This is a genomic window from Campylobacter sp. RM16192, from assembly GCF_004803855.2.
Classification (GTDB): Bacteria; Campylobacterota; Campylobacteria; order Campylobacterales; family Campylobacteraceae; genus Campylobacter_A.
This window is the reverse complement of the sequence record NZ_CP012552.1, coordinates 410,775-434,583: the sequence shown is the minus strand read 5'-3', so window position 1 is coordinate 434,583 and position 23,809 is coordinate 410,775. Positions and strand designations below refer to the sequence as shown.

Here is a 23,809-nt window from a genome sequence, read left to right as displayed (position 1 = left end):
TTAACCGATAACGTCTTCTAGCTTCTCTTTTAGAACCTGAGGTGTAAAAGGTTTAACTATATAGTTGTTTACGCCTGCTTTTAGAGCTGTTATAACTTCGGCTTTACCGCCTTCTGTAGTAACCATTATAATAGGCATATCGACATATTTTTCTTCTGCACGAACTTTTTTTACAAGCTCAAGCCCGTTCATTTCAGGCATATTCCAGTCGGTTACAAGTATGTCTATATCGCTGTTTTGAGTTAGTATCTGCCAGGCTTCAAGACCATTTTCAGCCTCTAAAATATCTTGATGTCCAAGCCTTTGTAGAGTGTTTTTTATAATTCTTCTCATCGTAGAACTATCATCTACTACTAGTATTTTCACAATCATTCCTTTTAAAATTTTGGTCTATTCTATCAAATTTTATATTCAAATTAACTTTAATTTTAAATAGTTAATTTAAGCGCCTCTTTGAGATCTATACTGCCTTCATAATAAGCTTTGCCTACTATGACGCCAAATACTTGACCGGTTTTTTGAAGAGCTATTATATCACCGATATCTTTTACTCCTCCGCTTGCTATAGTGTCTATGCCGCTGGATTTTGCTATATCAACTGTAAATTCTACATTAACACCGCTTAGCATCCCGTCTTTACTAATATCTGTACAAATTATCGCCTCTACGCCAGCGCCTGCAAATTTACACGCCAAATCAGTAGCCCTCATAGTTGATACATCAGCCCAACCTTCGGTCGCTACATATCCATCTACCGCATCTATGCCAACGGCTACTCTATATTTTTTAGCTACTTCTTTGACAAAATTAGGATCTTTTAAAGCTATTGAACCAAGAATCACTCTAGTAATACCGCTATTTATATAGCTTTTGATACGATCTTCGTTCCTTATTCCGCCGCCAAGTTCGATCTTTAAATTTGTAGCCTTTGCTATCTTTTCAACTGTTTTTAAATTTATAGCCTCTCCGGCAAAAGCGCCGTCCAAATCAACAAGATGAAGCCATTTAGCACCTAAATCCTCAAACTCCTTAGCAAGCTCTTCTGGTCTATCTGAATAAATCTTAGCACTACTCATCACACCCTTACTAAGTCTTACCGCCTTGCCCTCTTTTAAGTCTATTGCAGGAAAAATTTCCATTAAAGCCTCCCGAAATTTTCTAAAATTTTAAGCCCGACATCCTGACTCTTTTCAGGATGAGGCTGAAAGCCGTAAATATTATCTTTACAAACGGCACTTACGAATTTATGGCCATATTCGCTATATCCAAGAGCAAATTTATCATCGCAAACCACGTGATACGAGTGTACAAAGTATAGATATTCACTACGTTTTAAGTTTCTGTTTATTACCGAATTTTTACTAAAATTTATCGTATTCCAGCCAACATGGGGGATCTTTAAACTATCTCTCATTTTATTTTGATCAAATTTCTTTACTTTGCCTTCTATTATGCCAAGTCCTTTAGACAGTCCAAATTCCTCGCTATCATCAAAAAGTAGTTGCATGCCAAGGCAAATACCTAAAAAAGGCTTTCCACTAGCTGCAAATTCTATTATGGCTTGATCTAAAGACTTAGACTTTAATTTCTCCATCGCCAGTGCAAAAGCCCCAACTCCAGGCAGAATAATCTTATCAAATTTTAAAACCTCATCACAATCTTTTACTAACTTTGCATAAAATCCTAAAAATTTAAAAGCATTAATAACACTTCTTAGATTTCCGGCCTCATAATCAATTATGCCTATGCTTGCACTCATTTACTAGCCTTATTTTTTACAGATATCAGGTATATACTAAGAGCAACCATCAGCATAGCAACTCCAGCTATCAGATAAATAGCGTTTATTATGTGATCAGGAGCCGTTATTGCAAATTTAAATACTAGCATAAGAGCCTCTATGGCAAGCGCAATAATAATAGATCCAATAAATCTAACCATAGTTTTGTTATGATCGGTATCATCATTTTGATTACTTTTGCCAAGCACCTCTTCTTCAAAAATCGCCTTAACCAAGTCAAAAATAGCTAAAGCAAGAGTCAGGACTATGGTTGTTTCAAACATCTCTTCAACATTGATATTCATAAGGCTATTAGATAAAAATCTGCTCACGCCATATATAAACAAAAATGCAGAAACCATAAAAAGAGCAACTGCAAATGCAGAATATATACATTTTAAAAATTTACCAAAATACCCTTCCGCAACTCCAGGGGCAATTAGCTCTAAAACATTATCCAAAGAGATATCAACGCAAACTACAAATTTAAGCTCATTTTTCTCATCATAAATTGGCGTGGAAGCCGTGACACAAAGCTCGTTTGTCAGAGTTGAAGGGTATGGATCGCTCAATATACATCGCTTCTCTCTAACCGCTCTATAATAATATGCCTTATTGCTTCTATTTTCACCTTTGCCTGCGCAATATTCTTTGTTTAGACTCATAGAGTCTTCAATCTGTATTCCGTTGCTATCAAGCACATAAAAAGCATCGAAGCTCTCTATCTCGTGAGCTATCTTATCAAGCCCAGCTTTAATACCATCCAAACTAACGCCCGGAAGCTTATTTGGCAAATTTCTACTAAAAAGATAGCATAGATAGGCCCTTGCCTTATATCTAGCATCAGAAAATCTCTGGATATCCTTTATAAACAAATTTCAACCTTTCAAATTTAGCGCATGATTAAACTCAGGCACTATGTCTTTTAAATTTTTAGCAATATCTTCGCTGTTTAGTAGCTCATCTATCTCGATATTTAGCCTATTTATATCATAAATTTGAGAATCCGTAACAAAAATAGATTCAAATTTAGTCCTTGCATCATCTTTATTTATTAAAAGCTCCTCATATAGCTTCTCTCCCGGTCTTAATCCTACAAATTCTATACCCAAATGCTCTTTATTCGATAAAATCAGCATCTTTTTAGCAAGATCGGCTATCTTTACGGGCTCACCCATATCAAGCACGAACAGCTCTCCTCCTTCTGCTATAGAAGCAGCCTGAAGCACGAGCTGGCAGGCCTCTGAGGTGAGCATAAAGTAACGAGTAATATCAGGATGCGTAACCGTTAGAGGCAAATTTTTAGAAATTTGCTCCTTAAATTTAGGTATTACACTTCCGCTACTTCCAAGCACATTTCCAAACCTGACCGCAACTATCTCGGTATGATTTTTGATATTTGAATTTAGCGCATATAGTTCGCAAACTCTCTTGGCAGCCCCCATAATATTTGTAGGGCGCACAGCTTTGTCAGATGAGATGATGACTACTTTTTTTACACTAAATTCTATAGACATATCAACTACAAATTTAGTTCCTAAGATATTATTTACAACTGCCGCCTTAGGATTGGCTTCACAAAGCGGCACATGCTTATATGCCGCAGCGTGAATTACGATTTGAGGTCTAAACTCATCAAAAACAGCTCTTAAATCCTGCAAATCAGTGATATTTATCATCTTGCTAACGGTCTTATTAGAGCTTGTTATCTCTCCGACTATATATAGATTAAACTCACTATTATCTAGCATTATAAGCTTTTTGACGCCAAATTTCAAACACTGCTTACAAATTTCACTTCCTATGCTTCCTCCGGCACCAGTTACCAAAACAACCTTATCCTCTAAAAAACCTCTAGCCACGCTATCACTCAGGTCCTTTGGCTTTCTGGCCAAAAGATCTTCAATAGATATATCCTTAATTTCTTGCTTACCAAATAAAGAGAAAATTTTAATATCGCGTATTCCGTATCCAGTTAGCTCATCAAAAAGCTCCTGAAGCTCGTCTTGAGATAGTGCAAGAGCGATTATGGCAGTTTTTACATTGTACTCTTTGATGATATTTGAAATTTCTTTTTTAGCCTGAACTAAAAATCCATCACAATAGGTGCCCACAAGGTCGCTTCTTCCATCAACTACGCCTACAGCATAAAAATCTATATAGCCTTGTCTAAGACCTTTTAAAACATGTAAGGCCTTTGAAGTAGCGCCTATCACGATACAAGGCTCGCCTGCATCGGCTTTTTTAGAAAAATCAAGAAACATCCTTTTTGAAATTCTAAGACTTCCTACAATCAAACAAGAGATAACCGCATCTATTAAAATCACGCTTCTTGGAAACGGATTAAATACATCTGAAAATGCAAAAAATATCACCCAAAACGACAAAACGGCAGCTATATGAACTAGAAAAATTTTTCTAGCCTCGTTTAATCCAAAAAACCTCCAAGGCACCTTATAAATTTTAAAAATCCACATAAAAAATAGCTTTAAAAAGAGCACAAGAGAGCCGTTTATATATAAACTATCCTTAAAATATTCAGGTATTATGCCGCTAAATCTAAGCAAATATGCCCAATAAAACGAGGCTACAAATATAAAGATATCAAAGCTTAGAAAAAATATTAGCCTCTTTAGCTTGGTAGCTTTAAACATCTACAAATTTTCCTCCACTATTTTAACAACTAAATCCAAACTCTCATCGCTCATCGAAGTGCCGCTAGGCAGACAAATTCCACGAGAGAAGAGATCTTCGCTAGTGCCGTCTACAAAGCTGAATGCACCTTTAAACAGAGGCTGCAAATGCATAGGCTTCCATAGAGGTCGGCTCTCTATGTTTGATTTAAACAGAGCATCGATAACTTTTAAGTGATCGTTTTTACCTTTAAAAAGCGCTGTTGTAAGCCATCTATTTCCGCGAGAGTTCTTAATCTCGGGCATAAATTCAATTTCCTTTAAACTCTCTTGATACCTTTGAAAAATTTCACGCTTTTTAACTACCCTATCTTCCAAAACCTCCATTTGAGCCGTACCTATGGCACCTAAAACATTGCTAAGGCGATAATTATAGCCATACTCTTTATGCTCATAGTGCAAAAAAGGCTCTCTTGCTTGAGTCGAGTAAAACCTCGCCTTTTCGACTAAATTTTCATCTCCTACTAGCATACCGCCACCAGAGGTTGTAATGATCTTATTTCCATTAAAGCTATAAACCCCAAGCGTTCCAAACGTGCCAAGAGCTTTTTTGTCATAAAACCCGCCAAGAGCCTCTGCGGCATCTTCGACTATGGCGATATTTTCATTTTTACAAATTTCAACTATCTCATTCATCTTGCAAGCCTGACCGTAAAGATGAGTTAAAATCAAGGCTTTTGGTTTTTTAGGAAGCTCTAAAATAGCCTTTTTGAGTAGTTTTGGACTCAAATTCCAACTCTCATCGGAGTCTATAAAGACAGGAGTAGCCTTTTGATAAAGTATCGGAGAAACCGAGGCTATAAAAGTAAAGCTAGAAACCAGGACAAAATCCCCCTGTTCTACGCCTAAAACCCTAAGTGCCAGATGAAGTCCAGCTGTGCCAGAGCTAAGCGCAAGAGCGTCCTTTGCGCCCGTATAAGCCTTGACGCTATTTTCAAATTTATTTACATACTCACCAAGTGGAGCTATATAATTGCTTTTAAAAACTTCCGCTATATACTCTTGCTCTCGCCCACTCATATGTGGCGGGCTTAAAAATACTCTTTGCATTATTCCTTCTTTGTTTCTTCAAATTCTATTATTTTTTATCAAATTTTAGTCCAAATTTCTCATTTTTTTAGCAGGAATTCCGTATGCTACGACATTTTCTTCTATATCTCTTACTACAACACTGCCCGCACCGATTACCGAATTTGCACCGATTTTGATATTTTGTATGACGCTTGATCCAATTCCAACATGACTTAAATCCCCTACTTTAACGCCACCGGCCAGCGCCACATTAGGACTGATATGCGCAAACTCTCCGATAACACAGTCATGCTCTATAACAGCCGCCGTATTTATGATAGCACCCTGCTTTATGATGGCATGAGCGTTTACTACGGCTCTTGGCATGATTACGACTCCACAACAAATTTTAGCACTGCTACTTATAACCGCACTTGGATGAATCAAGCTTACGACATTAAATCCCGCCTTCTGCACGACATCTTGAAGCTTCTTTCTAGTGTTATTATCGCCTATAGCTATGATAATATCGGCCTTTTTAAGCTCTGGGCTAAATTTTAAGATATTTTTACCGTCAAATTTAAAGTCATCCAAAAACCAAATTTTCTCATACCCGCACTCTGCGGCAATATCGGCTACAACTGCGCCATTCCCGCTACATCCGTAAATATAAATTTCAGTTTGTTCCATTAAATTTCTCCGTTGTTGCATGCCCCTCTTTACTCACCCCGCTTCTGTTAAATACCTTTTTAACGGTCATCAAAGCTATTTTAACATCCATTGCAAAGCTTAAATTTTCTACATACTCAACGTCAAATTTAAACTTCTGCTCCCAGCTTATCGCATTTCTGCCATTTACCTGAGCAAGCCCCGTGATACCTGGCCTTACATTATGTCTTTTAGCCTGTCTAGCATTGTAAAGATGCAGATATTCTATAAGAAGCGGACGAGGTCCGATGAAGCTCATATCTCCTTTTAGCACGTTAAAAAGCTGAGGAAGCTCATCTAGGCTAAGGCCTCTAATTGTTTTGCCAAATTTCGTTAGCCTCTGCGCATCCGGCAAAAGCTCGCCACTTTCGTCTCTCTCCTCACTCATTGTCTTAAATTTATAAATTTTAAATATCTTTGCATTTAGTCCTGGTCTAGCTTGAGTAAAGATCACGCTTTTACTTAGTTTAAAATAGATTAAAATCGCAACCACAACCATAATAGGCAAAGCAATAATTATCAAAACAACGGAGCCTAAAATGTCTAAAAACCTTTTAAAAAACGCTTTATACATCGATAAATTTCCTATACGCCTCAATATATTTTTGGACTATATCTCTTTCGTCAAACTCTTTTTCTACTATTGCTCTGCCATTTGCACCCATTTTCTTAGCCAAATTTTCGTTATCCAATAAAATTTCAATCTTTTTGGCTAAATCTAGAGAATTTTTTACTTCGCAAAGCAAGCCGTTTATTCCGTCTATCACAGCCTCATTGCATCCGCTGACATTACTTGCAACTACCGGCACTCCCATACTCATAGCTTCCAAAACAGTCCTAGGAAAGCCCTCGCGGTAACTTGGAAGAGCAAGTAAAAAGCTAGATTTTAAAAGCTCTGCAATATCATCTCTTGCACCTAGATAAAGGACATCCCCGCTCCTTAAAAAGCTCTCATCGGCAGTGCTTTTATTGCCATCAAATCCCTCGCCGACATAGACAAATTGAGTATCGCTGCGGTGTTTTAGGATTTTTGCAGCTTCATAAAACTCTTTAACTCCCTTGTGCCACATAGCACGTCCTATCATCAAAACGACTTTTTTATCGCTTAAATTTACGCCATTTACGATATTTGGATCAAATTTTTTGCTATCCACTCCGACACTTTTAATTTTTATAATCTTTTCCGATTTGATCAAATTTCTTTCCAAAAAATATCTAGGATCAGCCTCATTTACAAATATACAAGCGTCACTTAAATTTAGAGCTCTTTTATAAAGCATCTCTATAGCTAGACGTATCAACCTTGTCTTTAAATCACTATCTACATAAAAGCTTCCAAGCCCTTCGACTAAATTTATAATATGTTTTATACCGGCTTTTTTGGCGGCAAAGGTTCCAAATACATTTGATTTATGTGCCGAAGTTTGCAGTAAATCCAAATTTAAAGTGCGTAAAATTTCGCTAAGTTTATTTGAATTATCTATCACCACAAACGGATTTAAGCTAGCGCGGTCAAGCTCATATGTAACGCAATTAAATTCATTTTCAAGCCGTTTTACATATTCGCCTTTAGGACAAATGGCAAAAACTTCATACCCAAGCTCTTTTAAAGCTCGCATTATAGGGCTTCTAAAATGATAGATGCTCATATCGGCGTGAGATAAAAAACCGATTCTAGCCATTAAAATTAACCTTTTTATTTATCAAATTTAGATTCCATACAATATTATTTCAACAATTTATAAATTTTAACCACACCGTTTAATAAAACCGGCTCAAAGAGCTCTTTATCAAAATTTTCAAATACAAAAAGCTGGATATAAGTCGAGTTTAATGCATTTTCATCAATCACCAAAAATCTCCTATAATCCTTCATATATACAACATAAACTTTCGCACTCGAATCTATCTTATAAGGCTTTACTACAAGCTTGTCTTTTTCATCGTAACTTGTCTCAAAATATGTATTTATAGGCACTATCTCGCCATTATAAATTAGCTTAGAAGCGTCATTTGACATGATAAAACCTCCGCCTATATCAACACCTTCGCTTTTTATAGCATAAGGAGCGCCTATATAAAAAAGCACATTATCATACTCCGCCCCACTAGTTAAATCAAGCCTTGAAAACTGCAAGACGACAGGAAAGATATGTATCATAGAATCCGGAAGATAAAAATATATATCTCTTGTCTTTTTAGGAAGATTAAAACTCTTGTTATTTAGCGAATTTAAAAAGGCATTTGCATTGGTAGCATTATAATCTTGCATCATCTTTGCTAAATTTGAACCAAATCTCTCGGTAAAATTACGCTCCGTATACTCCACTTCAAGACGAGCCATATTGGCTGAGCTGATTTGATTTTCTCCCAGTGCGAAGCTAACTGCGAAATTATCCCTACCAAGGTGCTTTCCGCCGTCAATTAAACTCTTAACATCGGCATAGTAGCGAATCGGATAGCCATAATCCCACCAAGCCAGAGTATAATCCTCTCTATCGGCTATAAGCTTTAGCCTGTCCAGACTCTCAACCTCCTGTCTGGAAAATACCGTAGGCACTTTATATGTATATATGTGAAGCAGGCAAGGCAGAAGCGAAATAATGGATATAGTTAAGATTATACCTCTATTTAGCCATATATTTAGTTTGAATAAATTTATAGCCCAAACAACAAAATATCCAAATCCAATCGCCATAATAGGCACTGAGTATATAGTAAATCTAAGCCCGCCTTTTACAGCTAAAAATCCTAAAAATAGCATAGGAAGAGCGAGAAGAAAAGATCTTTTTTTAAAGCACAATATAATTATTCCGACTAAAGAGGCTGTGAAAGTGATCACATGCCCGCTTATACGCTGTGCAAATACTTCAAATTCGACTATTCCTGATTCCCTTATCGTCTGATTTACGTTAAAGTAGTGAAAGGCTAGTCCGGAGCTTTCGGGAACGCTTCTAAAGACGTAAAATTTAAGTTGAAAAAGTATGGGATTTAGACCACCAGTGATAGCAAAAAGCAAAACAGCAAATAGCCCAAGCGCGGCGATGCTTCTTTGTTTCCATAAATTTGGTCTAAAATATATTAGAAGATAGATAACCAAAATAAGTGAAATTTTAATATAAAAATTTATATAAGTAAGAGCGATGATCATAAAAATAAGCGCTTCGTAATTTAGCTTATTCTTACGATCATAGATCAATGTATAGAGTAAAAACATTCCTATAGTGGCGAAATTTAGCGAGTATGAGCTAGGATACCACCAGTTATAAATCAGCATAAAAATAGGCACAAATATCAAATTTACTCGATTTTTTTGCTCTACCAAACGCACCATAGACCATATGACAAACACAGGCAAGACTATAGTAAGCATATCCGTATCGTAATATCCTGCCATAGTGCGGTTATAGTAACTATTGGCAACGCTAGCTAAAAGAGCAGCTATAAAGCCTGCTCTAGTTACGCCGTATTCGCGTGCTATCAAGATGATAGGAACTACTATCAAAGAGCTAAAAAATACACTCATATACAAAATAATAGTTTCAAATGAAAATGGCAAAATTTTAGCTATCGCATAAGTAAGAGATGATAGTGAGCTTCCGTAGTAGCTAAGGTCATTTGGCTGATGAAAGCCGGCTATCATATCGCGCGCACCTTCGGCGAAAGCATAGCCATCATTTGTGCCGATCATAAGCTGATTATTCCAAAAAAACGACTCATAATCGCTTGCCCAATAGACCCAGTAAAACCTACAGGCAACGCTAAAAATAAATGCCAAAGAGATTAATAAAAATGTCTGTTTTGAAAACTGAATACTCTTTAAACTCTTTAAAAATTCACTTATCATCTCTTCCTTCCAAATATTCAATAAGCTGCCTTGTTATCTCTGTTTTATCAAAATTTTTAATGCGATTATACGCTTTTTTTTCATATTTTTCTCTAAGTTTTTCATCATCAAGTGCTTTTTGCATCGCCTCTTGCATACTTTTTTCATCATCAACGCCTACTAAAACACCAAATTCATCATCACCCAAAAGCTCTCTTGCTCCGCTTTGATGATCTGTTGAGATTATAAATTTCTCGCACACCAAGCCCTCTAAAAGCACATTTGAAAACCCTTCAAAGCGTGAAGCGCAAACCAAACAAGAGGCATTTTTAATAAATTTAAACGGATTTTTCTGAGCTCCCAAAAGTCTAACTCTATCATTTAGTTTAAGTTCATCGATAAGATTTTGAAGCTCTTTATCTAAATTTCCCTTGCCTAAAATTGCAAGAGTGGCGCGAGGATCATCTAAATTTGAGATTATTTTAATCAACATAGCTTGATTTTTTCCACTATCAAGCCTTCCGATATTTATAAAAAACGGTTTAAAATCCTCGCTAAAAGGCTCATTTTCAAGCTCTTTTATGCTTTTTAAATCAACAGCGTTATATAGCACTCTTACCTTTTTTTCATCACAGCCAAAATTCTCAACCAAATCCCTAGCATTCCCATTCGCATTGGCTAAGATTAAATCGGCTCTATTGTAAAGAAGCTTGATAAGAAATTTATTTGCTCTCCCGCTGATTTTTTTGCCGTATATTATAGAGGGACAGCTTCTCTCGCTTATGACCATTCTCCTCTTTAAGCCAAAAATTCTAGCCATTAAAGCGATATAGCAAGGGCGGTTCATCAACACAAAGTGCCTATCTATACTTAAACTCTCGCACAATTTTTTATATTTTAAAGCCAGTTTAGGTAGAGTAAAAAATAGTCTAAATATCTTTTTTATACCGCTTTCATAGGGATTTGAGTTCTCTATGAGGTGAATTTTTACTTGAGGAGGAATTTCATAAGATATGACATCGCTCATAAGAATCAGATGCACTTCATACTCTTTGGCAAGTCCGGTAAGCAAATTTGATACTACTCTCTCAGCGCCTCCTGGCCCCATAGAGTATAGGAATACGGCTAGTTTTATCACTTGACCACTACTTCTTCCACAAAATTTTGCCACTTTTGCATGACATTATCTATCCTAAATTTATCTAAATCTTTTCTTGCGTTTTCTACAAGGGTTTGGCGTAAATTTTCATCTTTTATAAGTCTTGTTAGCTTCTTAGCCATCTCCTCTTTGTTTTCACACTTAAACAAAAGCCCGCTTACCTCATCATTTATAAGCTCTTTTCCGCCAACCGTATCGCTAGAAAGCCTTGCACAGTTAAAATTTGCAGCCTCTATCAATACATTTGAAAGCCCTTCACTACGAGAAGATGATACAAATATTTTAGAGCGCTCATAGTATGGCTCTATCTCCTCGATATGTCCTAAAAATTTGATATTCAGCCCAAGCTCATCGGCTAAATTTTTTAGCTCAGCTCCAGCAGAGCCCTCTCCTGCTATCTTTATCTCCCAACCCTCTAAAATCTCTTTATCTATCTTTGCTAGAGCCTTTAGATATAGATCATAGCCTTTTACAAATTCAAGCCTGCCCACACTTAATATGATATTTTCCTTTGCAAGCCCCTTGGAGTCCTTTAAAAAAAATGGATTATGCAGTATGACCCTATTTTTTACGAATTTATAGTAGTCGATGTCATTTTGAGTTAGCACGCTAAGTCCATCCACATTTCTATATGCGAAATCTCTGATAAATCTAAATTTCAATGCCTTAAGATGCCCGTTTTCATGGTGTTCGCTGGCTATATGTTTAAATCCGAGTCCAAAATTTGCCACCACACAAGCTACGTTAGTCCAATCTATAAAGCTTATTATGACATCTGGCGCAATCTTTTTAAAGCAGCTTCTAAGAGCTGAAATCTTTCTAAATTTATTTAGCACCCTACTTCTGCCGTAAATTTTAAGATGGTGAAAGATAACCTCGGGAGGAAATTTATAATACCCTAAATCTTCCTCAAGGACTGCTATATGCACCTCATTTTGCTTTGCAAACCCGCTAGAAACAGCGCTTAGCACACGCTCTGCACCACCATTTCTAAGTGCCGCTATAACAAACAAAATTCTCAATTCACACCGCCTCTTTAATCATATTAAGCCATTTTTCATATATATTATCCACGCTGAACTCCCAAAGCCCGGCTCTTGCGTTTTTGCAAAGCTCATCTCTTCTCGTCTCATCTTGGATCAAATTTAAAACCATCTCACTCATTATCTTATCATCGTTTATTTCGCATAAAAACCCGTCAAATCCATGCGTTATAAGCTCTTTTGCACCGCTTGTCTTAGTAGCAACCCTTGCACAATCATAGCCAATCGCCTCTATTAGCGTATTTCCAAGCCCTTCAACAATAGAGGTTGAGATTAAAATTTTAGCCCTTTTATAAAGTTTCTCAACATCTGCCACATTGCCTAAAAACTCGACTTGCGCTCCAAGCTCATTAGAAAGTAGCTGCAGTTTTTCTCTCTGCTCGCCATCTCCTGCAACTATAAATTTATAGCCAAAGTCCTTTAAATTTGCAGCCACTCTTACAAACATCGCACAGTTTTTTAGCATATTTAAGCGTCCGACAAAAATCACTAAATTTTCTTTTAAACAGCTTAGTTCATCATCATTGTTACCAAAACCAGGATTATATATAACTTCTACATTTTTACAAAATTTAGAATAATATCCTTTATCCTCTTTTGTCAGTACACTAAGCGCATCTGCAAAAGGATAAAAGATATATTTTAAAGCTTTAATAATCGGTTTTTTTGGGGCATTAAAGCTGGTATGCTCGCTGATTATAACAGGAGTTTTTAAACCCGCACTACTCATTAAAACCAAAATATTAGTACTATCCAAAAAGGATATAACAGCATCAAATTTATCATCTTTTAGCATCTTTCTTAAAGAGGCAAATTTGCTAAAACGCTTCTTTAAATTCCCTAAAAATCCAAAATCTCCTACGCCTTGATTTAAATTTGCAAGCTTTACTTTGCTATCAAGCTCGTAAAACGGCTCACCGCTATCAAATTTAGCCAGCACAACCTCATTATATTGGCTAAATTTAGAAGCGATTATTGAGCATACTCTCTCGGCTCCGCCACATCTTAGAGTTGAGATTACAAATAAGATTTTCATATCCCAAACTTCTCTTTTATCTTTACTCTAAGCTTAGACAGACTTTGTAAAAACGAGCTTGGAAGAGGACTAAGCAGCAAAAATATAAAAGCTTCTTTATTAAATTTTATTCTCAAGCTCTTAAACAAACACTCATACATAAGCGCATAATTTCCTGCTATCTTTGCATAATATGCGGCATTTTTATATTGAAGCGCTAAAAATTCAGGCGCCATTACGCTTGCTATTTCGTGGCATAAATTTGCTGTTTTTAAATAGGCATTAGCAACCTTGCTAGCATATTTAGCGGCATTTACTGTAGCGCTGTCAGAGCGAGCTATCCTATATATGTAAAGAGGTTTTTTGTGATAATAGACTAAATCTTCAAAAAATCTAATATATAGCTCATTTTCTCCCCCAAAACTCTTCTCGTCCAATCGAAAATTCTCTATAAATTTACGAGAAAAAAGCTTAAAATACTCTCCGCTTATCCTGCCGCAATGATAGTCTATCTTGCTCATCTCGCAGCTTTTTTCATATGGATTTCTGCCTGAAATTTTCCCGCTTATTTTTTCATTTAGCTCACAAATACAGTCTGCAAACACAGCATTATATCCTTGTTTTATAAAGTCAAAACACTCGCTAATAGCTGTTAAATACAGCTCATCATCATCGTCAAGCAGGCAGATAAACTCTCCATTGCAATTATCAAAGCCGTTATTTTTATTTCCGTTTGGACCCTTTTCGTGAGTTTCGTTTACCACATATTTCACTCTAGGATCTTTTAAATTTTGACAAAACTCACTCGTGCCATCACTGCTCTTATCATCGGTTATTATGATCTCTAAATTTTTATAAGTTTGATTAAGAGCTGAATTTAAAGCCTTTTTTAATAGATTGATACGGTTAAACGTAGGGATTATGACACTTATTAAAGGCTCATTTATATTCACGTCTTTTCCTTAAAAATTCTCTCATAGCCCTTAAATTTAGCCTCATATCTAGTCGCTAAGATATATTTAAACGATTTAAACAAGGCTTTTAAATTTATCTTGGCATACCCGCGTTCATCACGCTCTGCATTGATATTTGAATCGCTTAGATCAATAGGATGAGCAAAAATATCGCTAAAATACATATTAAGCTTATTTGATGTCAATAGATAACTCCATAAATCGGCTGTGCAAATTGCTCTTTTGTGCGTTTCAAGCAAGGCTTTAGCACTATCTCTTGTCACTATATATGCAGCCGCCCTATAAATACTCACATAAGAGTGCTTTGAAACCAGATAAAAATCATCTTCTAGCCTCTTTCCAAAAGCCGAAAATCTACCCTCAAGTCCATCTTGGCAGCCGCAAATCAAAATTGAGTTTTTATCTATTTTATCCGCTAGTTCAAATGCGTTTTTTATACCCTCATCATCCCCTATAACATCATCTTCAAATATTAGTGCGAATTTAGCACCACTATTTAAAAACTCCTCATAAGCACTCATATGAGAGAGACTACAACCAATCTCGCCGGGACTTAAAAGTCTATTGTATGCCTTAAAGCTCCTAAGCGCGTATCCAAAATACTCCTTGGCACTCATAACCCTGCCGTCAATCGCATCGATAATATTAAATTTATCATAACTTGCAAAGCGATTTTTAAGAGTCTCTCGTCTAGCATCGTCCTTTTTAAGAGAGATTAAAAATAGGCTATTTTCCTGCATTCAAAAGCCTTTTAATTTTAAAAACAATCTTATTTATAACAATTTTTTGTTCAAACCTATTAAATATCAAAAACAAGATAACAACATATCCAAAAATCAAAAATATAACAGAATACAGAATAAATTGTGTCCAATTTTTAATATCAATAAAGCTGCTAAATATAAAAATGGCCGTAGATAAAACTATAAAAATACCTAAATTCTTAAGATATACTCCATAAAATGTCGTTACTTTTAGCTCTAAATTTAAAGCCGCATTTATAAGGTCAAAAAATAGTATGCGAACGCTATAAAAAACAGCTCCTATAATAGCCACCCCATATACTCCGTAATCGCTAAATTTTAAGATCAAAATTTGAGCGATAATGGTGCTAACACCCAAAATAGTATTTGCGATAGCCGGCCTACGAAGCTTATTGGTCGCGCTATCAAGGTTAAAAAGCGCAAAGGCATAGCTTATAAAGATAATCGGAACAAGCGTTATCATCGAAAGATTATATATTAAAGCTATCTCCTCGCTACTCTTAAACGGCAGCCAAAGGGTGTAAAACTCTCGTCCAAATACCACAAAAATAGCTGCCGGAACACTCATTACAAAGGCAATAACTCGCATTGAAAATTTAGTCTCGTTAATCAAAGCTAAAAGATTACTTTTTGAATAAAGCTCTACAAATTTAGGCGCAAAAACCCCGCTAAGCTGAGCCACAAAACTCTCTAAAATAATAGGAGCCGCCTTTGATACGGCAAGAAGTCCGGTTACGTTGGCATTTATAAAGATATTACAGATAAATAGATCCATTCCAGTCATCAACACGCGATTTAAAGCATTAAAACTATTCCAAACGCCAGAGCTTAAAAGCTCTTTTATCTTGTTAAAATCAAATTTAGATATATCAAATTTTAGCTCCGGAGTGATGCGAGCGGATATAAAAATAGTGCTTAAAAATACAAAAATAGAGGCCACAAGTGCGGAAATAGCGATATATGAGATCATCGGCTTAAAAAAATAGAAGAAAAAAACTATCAAAATAGCCAAAATTGCACTTGAAATCGCATTTCTAATAGAGAGTAGATAAAGTTTATTTTTAACAAATGCAGATACGGCAATAACCCCGTTAAATAGTCCTACGCAGAAATTTATAAAGTAAAAAACAAAGGTTAATTTAACATCATTCTCTAAATTTTCAGGCACGTTTAAAACACTACTTAAATTCATTATAAAAATCGCCGAAAACAGCACTATCAGGATAGAAAAAAATATATTTACGCTTAAAACCGAAGAGTAGTAGATATTAGCCTTGGCAATATCGCCTCTATGCCACTCGCAAGCGACAAAGCGACCACTAACCGAATTTATAGCCACAGTAACAACAGAAGCGTATGAAACTACAGCGTTAGAAAGAGCGACAAAGCCATAAGCCTCGTTGCCAAGGCTCTTTAAGATATAGGGGGTTAAAAAGAAATTTATCCCCAAGGATATTATAAAAACTACAATTGAGCTAATCAGATTGATAAGCACTATAGTCTCGCATCGGCGTCCGGATAGATATTTTTGATATCGTAAACTAGGACGTTTTTAAATTTTAGCCCCTTAAATTTATCATGCGCAACAGCGATAATCACACAGTTATAATCATTTTCGTCATAATTTTTTAACGGAGTTATGCCATACTCCCTCTTTACTTCCGCCTCATCCACCCAAGGATCGTATACATCAACTGTGCAGCCAAAATCCTTAAGCTCATCTATCACATCTATAACACGAGAATTCCTAATGTCAGGGCAGTTTTCCTTAAATGTAAGCCCTAAAACAAGCACCTTTGCACTGCTTATTGTTACGCCTTTTTTGATCATCAGTTTTATCACCTGAGATGCCGCGTATTTTCCCATATTATCATTTATCCTACGACCAGCCAAAATCATCTCCGGATGAAAACCAAGCTCTTGAGCCTTATGTGTAAGATAATATGGATCTACTCCTATACAATGACCTCCGACTAGCCCTGGGCGGAAATTTAAAAAATTCCACTTAGTGCCAGCAGCCTCTAAAACAGCCGATGTATCTATATTCATGCGCTCAAATATCATCGCAAGCTCGTTTATGAAGGCGATATTGATATCACGCTGAGTATTTTCTATGACCTTTGCAGCTTCCGCCACTTTTATACTTGGCGCCTTATGAGTGCCTGCCGTAATTATTGAGCGGTAAACCTCATCCACTTTATCTGCGATTTGCGGAGTGGAGCCGGAGGTAATCTTTTTGATTTTTGTTACGGTGTGCTCTTTATCTCCCGGATTTATACGTTCAGGTGAATATCCGCAGTAAAAATCTTGATTAAATTTCATTTGGCTTACCCTTTCAAGTATCGGCACGCAAACCTCTTCGGTAACTCCAGGATAAACGGTGCTTTCATATACTACTATATCGCCTTTTTTTAGCACCTTTGCGACACTTTCACTAGCTTTTATCACAGGGGTTAGATCCGGTCTTTTATTTTTATCTATCGGAGTTGGAACTGTAACGATAAAGAAACTGCAATCTTTGATATCCTCTAAATTTGTGCTAAATTTCATTGAATTTTTTATCGCTTCGTTCATCTGCTCGCTATTTAACTCAAGAGTGCGGTCAAATCCACTTTTAAGCTCCTCTATACGGGTATTATTTACGTCAAATCCGACCACTTCATACTTCTTACTAAAAGCCGCCGCCAAAGGCAGACCCACATAACCAAGTCCTATAACTGCTATTTTCATATATTTCCTTTATTTTTAAACTCTAACACCGATTTGAAAATAAGTAAATCCAAGATCTTTTAAACTTTTTGAATTGTATTGATTGCGACCGTCAAAAATAAGCGGGTTTTTAAGCCTTTTTTTCATCCCATCAAAATCTGGCGATCTAAATTCGCTCCACTCAGTCACAAGAACCAAGGCATCAGCATCGTCTAGAGCGTCATACTTACTCTTTGTATATTTTATTTTAGAATGTGTTAGATATTTTTTGGCCTCATTTACTGCCTTTGGATCGTAAGCCACAATATTTGCACCTGCATTTTCAAGTAAATTTATAAGAGTTAGCGAGCTAGCCTCTCTCATATCATCTGTATTTGGCTTAAAGGCAAGCCCCCAAATGGCAATCTTTTTATCTTTTAAATTTCCGTTAAAATACTTAAAAATTTTATCGAAAAGAACTCGCTTTTGAGCCTTGTTTCTCTCCTCAACCGCATTTAAAAGCTTAGGCTCGAAATCATTTTGCTTAGCAGTATAGATTAAAGCCTCGACATCTTTAGGAAAGCAACTACCTCCATATCCACATCCTGCATAGATGAAGCTATATCCTATCCTAGAGTCGCTTCCTATGCCTTTGCGCACCAAATTTACGTCCGCTCCGACTCTTTCGCATATATTTGCTATCTCATTAATAAAGCTTATTTTAGTAGCTAGCATCGCATTTGCAGCATATTTAGTCATCTCGGCAGATTTTACGTCCATTGCTATAAATCTATCGTGATTTTTCATAAAAGGAGCGTAAATTTCGCGCATAATCTCTTCTGCCCAGCCTCCGTTTGAGCCTACTACTACACGATCAGGCTTTAAAAAATCCTCAATCGCAGCACCCTCTTTTAAAAACTCGGGATTACTTACAACCTCAAATTTTATATCCAAATTTCTCTTTCCTAGCTCATCAGATATTATATTTTGCACCTTTTCAGCGGTACCCACAGGAACGGTTGATTTATCCACCACGATTAATGGCTTTATCATATTTTCGCCTATGCTCTTTGCAACCTGCAATACATATTTTAAATCAGCCTGTCCGTTAGCCCCCATTGGTGTTCCAACCGCTATAAACAGTACATTTGCATGATTTAAAGCCTCTTTTATATCGGTGCTAAATTTAAGAGTTTCGTTAGTAAAGCACTCGGCGACCATCTCGGTAAGCCCCGGCTCATATATAGGCACTATCCCTTGCTTTAAGTCATTAATCTTTTCTTTATTCACATCTACACAAATTACACTATTTCCTATTTTGGCAAGACACGCACCGCTTACAAGACCCACGTATCCAGTGCCTATAACAGCTATTTTCAAAAATATTCCTTGAAGTTTTATTAAGCTTAGATTATACCTTTTTTAAGTTTATTAAATTTTAAATTTAGTTGAATAAATTCAATTCAAAAGATGTGAGATTAAAAGCTTTTACGCTCTTTTCTCCCACTCAAGAGCCGTTTTTATTATAAATTCCAAGCTATCCCTCTTAGGAGTCCAGCCAGTTAGCTTTCTAAGCTTATTTGCGTTTGATATTAATATCGCAGGATCGCCATCTCTCTTGGATGAATTTATAACTTTAAAATCTACTCCGCTCACTCTCTTTGTGGTCTCTATAACGCTTTTTACACTAAACCCGTATCCATATCCTACATTAAAAATCTCACTACTATTGCTATCTATATATTTAAGTGCGGCAAGATGAGCGTCTGCAAGATCATTTACGTGTATATAATCTCTCACGCAAGTACCATCTTTTGTAGCATAATCGTTTCCAAAGATTTTCATATTTTCAAGCTTTCCAAGAGCTGTTTGCGTAGCTACTTTGATTAGATGAGTTGCGTTTGGATAATTTTGTCCTATTATCCCGTCCTCATCGGCTCCAGCCACATTAAAATAGCGCAAAATAGCAAATTTAAAGCTCTTGTTTGCTGCCGCGTAATCTTTTATAATCTGCTCGCTCATTAATTTAGAATACCCATATGGATTTATAGGATTTGTGGGACTTAATTCGCTAACTTCAGGAGTATCGGCCTCACCGTAAACCGCAGCAGTCGAAGAAAATATAAATTTATTTACATTAAATTTCTTGCAGTAAGTTAAAATTTTAGCCACATTTGCAGTGTTGTTTAGATAGTATTTAAGCGGATCTTGCGTGCTTTCAAAGACCTCTATAAAAGCAGCAAAATGTATAATCGCATCAAATTTGCCGTTAGCAAAAATTTGCGTCAGATCATCTTCTAAATTTATATTTATAAACTCAAATTCATATATATTTCTAAGAGTATTTATGGCGACTATCGAGCCCTTTGAAAGATTGTCTATGACAGTTATTTTATGGCCGCCCTCTTTAATAAATGATTTTAGAACATGAGAGCCTATATAGCCCGCTCCTCCGGTTATCAAAATATTCATTAAAAATCCTTATTATAAGATTTAGTAATTTTATCAAATATTCTATTAATAAATAGTAATAAGACATTTGATACATTTAATTACATTTAATATTTATTAATTAATACAATATTTATTTCTAAATAATAAATAAACCTTATAAATAGAGTATATTTAGGCATTTTTAAAACATTATTATTAACTAAATATTTATTATATAGTTACTATTTGTGCAAAAGTTTAATTTTTATTAAACTTTTTCATTAAAAATTGATTTAAGTCAATTAATCTCTCATTTAAATGTAATATTATTACGAAATATTAATCTATCTATAAGGAGGTTTTTTGAAAGTCATAGAAAAAGCTAAAAAGCAACCCTATTTCTTGGCTACATTAATCCTTGTGATTAGCATAGGTGTTGTTTTGGGGCATGGACTTTATACCTTCGTATATGCAAAAGGTTTTTCATATATGAGTGATGATCCATCAGCTTGTAAAAACTGCCATGTTATGAATCAGGTCTTTGAAAGCTGGGAAAGAGGCGGACATCAACACGTTGCAACCTGTAATGACTGTCATGTCCCTCATGACTTCATAGGCAAGTGGATGATGAAAGCTGAGAGTGGTTTTGGTCACAGCTATGCTTTTACTGCTAAAGACAACCCTGTGCCTTTTAGCGCTAATGCAAAGAGCAAAAAGGTAATTCAAAACAACTGTATAGAGTGCCACGGAGAATATGCTGCGACTTCGGTTAATGCCAAAGCTCACGGTGGAGATCCAAATATACAAAACGAATCTTTAAGTTGTGTCTCTTGTCATAGGCAAGTCGGTCACGCTCATAACTATTAAAATCAAGGAGTTACAATGAAAAATAAACTATTGTTTAGTATAATTTTTATTATAGCTGTTATCGGCGGTGCAGGAATGTTCGCACTATTTAGCGATATCAGCGAGAAAAAGGCGCAAGAGAGGCACTACCCTCTAATGCTTAACAAGGTTAGTGACCTAAACCCTGATATCAGAGAGTGGGGCAAAAATTTCCCGACTCAATACGATGACACGGTAGCTATGAAAGATATTTTCTTTGAAACGCCTTTTGCTGGTTCAGTGCCTTATAGCAAGCTTATGAGATGGCCTGCGGCTACGGTTTTCTGGCAAGGATATGCATTTGCGGTAGATTATAACAGACCTAGACTTCATTTTTATTCTCAAATCGATCAAATCGAAACTATGAGAAATAATAAAGAGTATCTAAACGCTCACGGCCTTCCTGCATTTAATGGACAACCTGGTTTTTGTGTAAACTGCCATACAGGTCACCTAACAGCCATAATAAACGATCCTAGCTATACAGTATTACGCACAGATCCGACAGAATCAAGCAAGCAAGATATGCCTTTCTTTGATATTGATAAAGAGAATGGGCAAGCAAGAAAAGAAGCTTGGGCCAAGATGAATGCTATACCATATTTTGATGTAATGAAAATGGTTGAGGAAAAATACGGAAAAGATGCTTATGGAGGCTCTCACTTAGGATCAAGCTGTGCAGACTGTCACCATCCTGATGATATGAGCTTAAGAGTTACAAGGCCAGGATTTGTAAATGCTATGGTTAAGCGCGGATACGAAGCTGATCTAAAACAAGGTATAAAGGCTACAAGAGCTGAGATGAGAAACTATGTATGTATGCAATGCCACGTAGAATACTATCCTGGAAAACAAGCCACTCTAGTATTCCCATGGTCAAAATGGCCTAAGGATGAGCCATTTAAAATAGAGATGTTTGATCAGCACTTCGACGAGATGCATGATAAAGGCCTATTCTTAGCGGATTATAAGCATAAACAAACCGATGCTAAAATGATAAAGATGCAACACCCTGAGGCTGAGCTTCACACTACAAGTATTCACGCCAGAAGCGGAGTAACTTGCGTGGATTGCCATATGCCTTATAAGAGAGTGGGCGCAACTAAGGTTACAAACCATATAGTTCAAACTCCTTTTGCAGATATAACAGCAAGTTGTAAAACATGCCACATGCAAAGCGAAGATGAGCTAAAAGAGAGAATTTCATTTATCCAAAATCGCCATGCTCACGAGCTTAGAAAATGCGAAAATGACCTACTATCTTTAATCGAAGATTTAAAAACAGCAAGAGTTGAACTGGCTAAACATAGTGATTTTTCAGGACTTGCACCTGATGAGCAGAAAAAATCTATAAGCGAAGCTTTAAAAGAACCGCTATGGATGCATAGAAAAGCGCACATCAGATGGGACTTTGCATTTAGTGAGAATAGTTACGGATTCCACGGACCACAAGAGGCTGCTAGAATCATAGGACAATGCCAATCAATCGCAAGAGAGGGGCAACTACACCTAGCCAATACTCTATCTAAATACGGTATAACAATAGCTCTAACACAAACAGCTACCATACCTGAGCCACCTGCAAAAATTGAATTGCACCATGGTCTAGTCGGAACTCCTCCGTCAGACAGACTAAAGAAACTTGACGAAGACGTTAAAAATCTAAATTTTAAATAAGAGATTTAAATACCCTATCCGAACCAATCGGATAGGGTTTTAAAAAATAATATAAAAATAGCCACTAAAGCTTTGATGATTATTTCTTATTATAATGCTCGCAATACCACTCGACAAATTTAGCCACGCCATCATTTACGCTAGTATCTGGCTTGTAGTCAAAATCCTCTATAAGCCCGCTCACATCAGCATATGTAGCAGGCACATCACCAGCTTGCATCGGCATGAAATTTTTCTTTATCTCACGACCTAGCTTTATCTCAATTGCCTTTATATAATCCATCAGTTCTACCGGGTTATTATTGCCGATATTGTAAATTTTATAAGGGGCTTTGGATGCAGCAGGATCTGGCTCTAGTCCACTCCAATTATCATTTGGCTTAGGAGGATTATCTATACACTTTATAATACCCTTTACTATATCATCTACATATGTAAAATCACGCTTCATCTTACCATAGTTAAACACATTTATAGCCTCTCCTTCAAGAGCAGCCTTGACAAACAAAAATAGAGCCATATCAGGACGTCCCCAAGGACCATAAACCGTAAAAAACCTAAGCCCTATAGTTGGCAGATTAAATAGGTGGCTATATGTATGCGCCATTAGCTCGTTGCTTTTTTTGCTGGCTGCATATAAGCTGATTGGATGATTGACACTATCGTGGGTATTAAAAGGCATCTTTTCATTTAGTCCGTAAACCGAGCTTGAGCTCGCATAAACGAAATTTTTTAGCTCAAATTTGCGCGCACACTCAAGTAAATTTACAAAGCCCGCGATATTACTAGATACGTATGCATGAGGATTTATTAAAGAGTATCTAACCCCTGCTTGAGCTGCTAAATTTACTATACAGTCAAACTTAAACTCGTTAAAAAGCCTTTGCAAAACTTCAAGATTCTCTAAATCCGCCTTTATAAAACGTAAATTCGCATATTTATTGGATACTACAACCTCGTTTTCTACAATATTCTCTTTTTTAAATCCCGCAACCTCAAGACGTGCATATTTTAAATTTACATCGTAGTAATCGTTAATATTATCAAACCCGACTACTTCATCTCCACGCTTTGCAAGCGCAAGAGAGAGATGAAATCCAATGAATCCGGCCGTTCCAGTTACTAAAATTTTCATCATTATTCCTTTTAATTC

At 36.3% G+C, this 23,809-nt stretch carries 22 protein-coding genes; 2 read left to right on the top strand and 20 right to left on the bottom strand.

Annotated features, from left to right (window positions below; translation table 11 throughout):
* From CDOMC_RS02265 to galE, 19 genes are all read right to left on the bottom strand, one after another.
* Entirely contained in the window at positions 1 to 366 is a 366-nt protein-coding gene (locus CDOMC_RS02265) for a chemotaxis response regulator CheY (RefSeq protein WP_172127566.1), read from the bottom strand.
* Between the two features lie 62 nt (positions 367 to 428).
* A complete protein-coding gene (gene hisA, locus CDOMC_RS02260; protein ID WP_172127563.1) occupies positions 429 to 1,139 on the bottom strand; it encodes a 1-(5-phosphoribosyl)-5-[(5-phosphoribosylamino)methylideneamino]imidazole-4-carboxamide isomerase in 711 nt (236 codons plus the stop codon).
* A complete protein-coding gene (hisH, locus tag CDOMC_RS02255) occupies positions 1,139 to 1,759 on the bottom strand; it encodes an imidazole glycerol phosphate synthase subunit HisH (RefSeq protein WP_172127561.1) in 621 nt (206 codons plus the stop codon). The genes hisA and hisH overlap by 1 nt, the downstream gene beginning before the upstream one ends.
* On the bottom strand, positions 1,756 to 2,655 hold the full coding sequence (locus CDOMC_RS02250; protein ID WP_172127559.1) for a PDC sensor domain-containing protein: 900 nt from the start codon (positions 2,653 to 2,655) through the stop codon (positions 1,756 to 1,758). The genes hisH and CDOMC_RS02250 overlap by 4 nt, the downstream gene beginning before the upstream one ends.
* Positions 2,656 to 2,658: 3 nt before the next feature.
* Positions 2,659 to 4,434, bottom strand: a complete 1,776-nt coding sequence (locus tag CDOMC_RS02245; RefSeq protein WP_172127557.1) for a UDP-N-acetylglucosamine 4,6-dehydratase family protein — start codon at positions 4,432 to 4,434, stop codon at positions 2,659 to 2,661.
* Complete coding sequence (locus tag CDOMC_RS02240; RefSeq protein ID WP_172127555.1) at positions 4,435 to 5,523, bottom strand: aminotransferase class V-fold PLP-dependent enzyme; 1,089 nt, start codon at positions 5,521 to 5,523, stop codon at positions 4,435 to 4,437. It lies immediately after the preceding gene.
* A 45-nt stretch (positions 5,524 to 5,568) separates the two neighbouring features.
* Entirely contained in the window at positions 5,569 to 6,174 is a 606-nt protein-coding gene (locus tag CDOMC_RS02235; protein WP_172129620.1) for an acetyltransferase, read from the bottom strand.
* The gene (locus tag CDOMC_RS02230; protein ID WP_172127553.1) at positions 6,161 to 6,766 is read right to left on the bottom strand and encodes a sugar transferase; all 606 of its coding nucleotides are present in this window, start codon (positions 6,764 to 6,766) and stop codon (positions 6,161 to 6,163) included. The genes CDOMC_RS02235 and CDOMC_RS02230 overlap by 14 nt, the downstream gene beginning before the upstream one ends.
* Positions 6,759 to 7,874, bottom strand: a complete 1,116-nt coding sequence (locus CDOMC_RS02225) for a glycosyltransferase family 4 protein (RefSeq protein ID WP_172127551.1) — start codon at positions 7,872 to 7,874, stop codon at positions 6,759 to 6,761. Before CDOMC_RS02225 ends, CDOMC_RS02230 begins: the two co-directional genes overlap by 8 nt.
* Before the next feature lie 44 nt (positions 7,875 to 7,918).
* Entirely contained in the window at positions 7,919 to 10,039 is a 2,121-nt protein-coding gene (locus CDOMC_RS02220; RefSeq protein ID WP_172129619.1) for an STT3 domain-containing protein, read from the bottom strand.
* Positions 10,029 to 11,156 carry an N-acetylgalactosamine-N,N'-diacetylbacillosaminyl-diphospho-undecaprenol 4-alpha-N-acetylgalactosaminyltransferase gene (gene pglJ, locus CDOMC_RS02215; RefSeq protein ID WP_172129618.1) on the bottom strand — a complete coding sequence of 376 codons (1,128 nt, stop codon included), beginning with the start codon at positions 11,154 to 11,156 and terminating at the stop codon, positions 10,029 to 10,031. The genes CDOMC_RS02220 and pglJ overlap by 11 nt, the downstream gene beginning before the upstream one ends.
* The gene (locus CDOMC_RS02210; protein ID WP_172127549.1) at positions 11,153 to 12,199 is read right to left on the bottom strand and encodes a glycosyltransferase; all 1,047 of its coding nucleotides are present in this window, start codon (positions 12,197 to 12,199) and stop codon (positions 11,153 to 11,155) included. Before CDOMC_RS02210 ends, pglJ begins: the two co-directional genes overlap by 4 nt.
* Position 12,200: 1 nt before the next feature.
* Positions 12,201 to 13,256, bottom strand: a complete 1,056-nt coding sequence (locus CDOMC_RS02205; RefSeq protein WP_172127547.1) for a glycosyltransferase — start codon at positions 13,254 to 13,256, stop codon at positions 12,201 to 12,203.
* Positions 13,253 to 14,188 (bottom strand): glycosyltransferase family 2 protein, encoded by a 936-nt coding sequence (locus CDOMC_RS02200; protein ID WP_236861334.1) that lies wholly within the window; start codon positions 14,186 to 14,188, stop codon positions 13,253 to 13,255. The genes CDOMC_RS02205 and CDOMC_RS02200 overlap by 4 nt, the downstream gene beginning before the upstream one ends.
* Complete coding sequence (locus CDOMC_RS02195; protein WP_172127545.1) at positions 14,185 to 14,949, bottom strand: glycosyltransferase family 25 protein; 765 nt, start codon at positions 14,947 to 14,949, stop codon at positions 14,185 to 14,187. The genes CDOMC_RS02200 and CDOMC_RS02195 overlap by 4 nt, the downstream gene beginning before the upstream one ends.
* A complete protein-coding gene (locus tag CDOMC_RS02190; RefSeq protein WP_172127543.1) occupies positions 14,936 to 16,468 on the bottom strand; it encodes an MATE family efflux transporter in 1,533 nt (510 codons plus the stop codon). The genes CDOMC_RS02195 and CDOMC_RS02190 overlap by 14 nt, the downstream gene beginning before the upstream one ends.
* Positions 16,468 to 17,703: a Vi polysaccharide biosynthesis UDP-N-acetylglucosamine C-6 dehydrogenase TviB gene (tviB, locus tag CDOMC_RS02185; protein WP_172127540.1), complete on the bottom strand. Its 1,236-nt coding sequence runs from the start codon at positions 17,701 to 17,703 to the stop codon at positions 16,468 to 16,470. The genes CDOMC_RS02190 and tviB overlap by 1 nt, the downstream gene beginning before the upstream one ends.
* A 15-nt stretch (positions 17,704 to 17,718) precedes the next feature.
* Positions 17,719 to 19,041: a UDP-glucose dehydrogenase family protein gene (locus CDOMC_RS02180; RefSeq protein WP_172127538.1), complete on the bottom strand. Its 1,323-nt coding sequence runs from the start codon at positions 19,039 to 19,041 to the stop codon at positions 17,719 to 17,721.
* A 108-nt stretch (positions 19,042 to 19,149) separates the two neighbouring features.
* Positions 19,150 to 20,133: a UDP-glucose 4-epimerase GalE gene (gene galE / locus CDOMC_RS02175; protein WP_172127536.1), complete on the bottom strand. Its 984-nt coding sequence runs from the start codon at positions 20,131 to 20,133 to the stop codon at positions 19,150 to 19,152.
* Positions 20,134 to 20,457: 324 nt separating this feature from the next.
* Between galE and nrfH the strand changes: the two genes are divergently transcribed.
* Complete coding sequence (gene nrfH / locus CDOMC_RS02170; RefSeq protein WP_249321525.1) at positions 20,458 to 20,961, top strand: cytochrome c nitrite reductase small subunit; 504 nt, start codon at positions 20,458 to 20,460, stop codon at positions 20,959 to 20,961.
* A gap of 15 nt (positions 20,962 to 20,976) precedes the next feature.
* Positions 20,977 to 22,656, top strand: a complete 1,680-nt coding sequence (locus CDOMC_RS02165; RefSeq protein ID WP_172127534.1) for an ammonia-forming cytochrome c nitrite reductase subunit c552 — start codon at positions 20,977 to 20,979, stop codon at positions 22,654 to 22,656.
* Between the two features lie 79 nt (positions 22,657 to 22,735).
* On the opposite strand, the gene CDOMC_RS02160 is transcribed toward CDOMC_RS02165, so the two are convergent.
* Positions 22,736 to 23,791 carry an NAD-dependent epimerase gene (locus tag CDOMC_RS02160; protein WP_172127532.1) on the bottom strand — a complete coding sequence of 352 codons (1,056 nt, stop codon included), beginning with the start codon at positions 23,789 to 23,791 and terminating at the stop codon, positions 22,736 to 22,738.
* Positions 23,792 to 23,809: the final 18 nt, after the last annotated feature.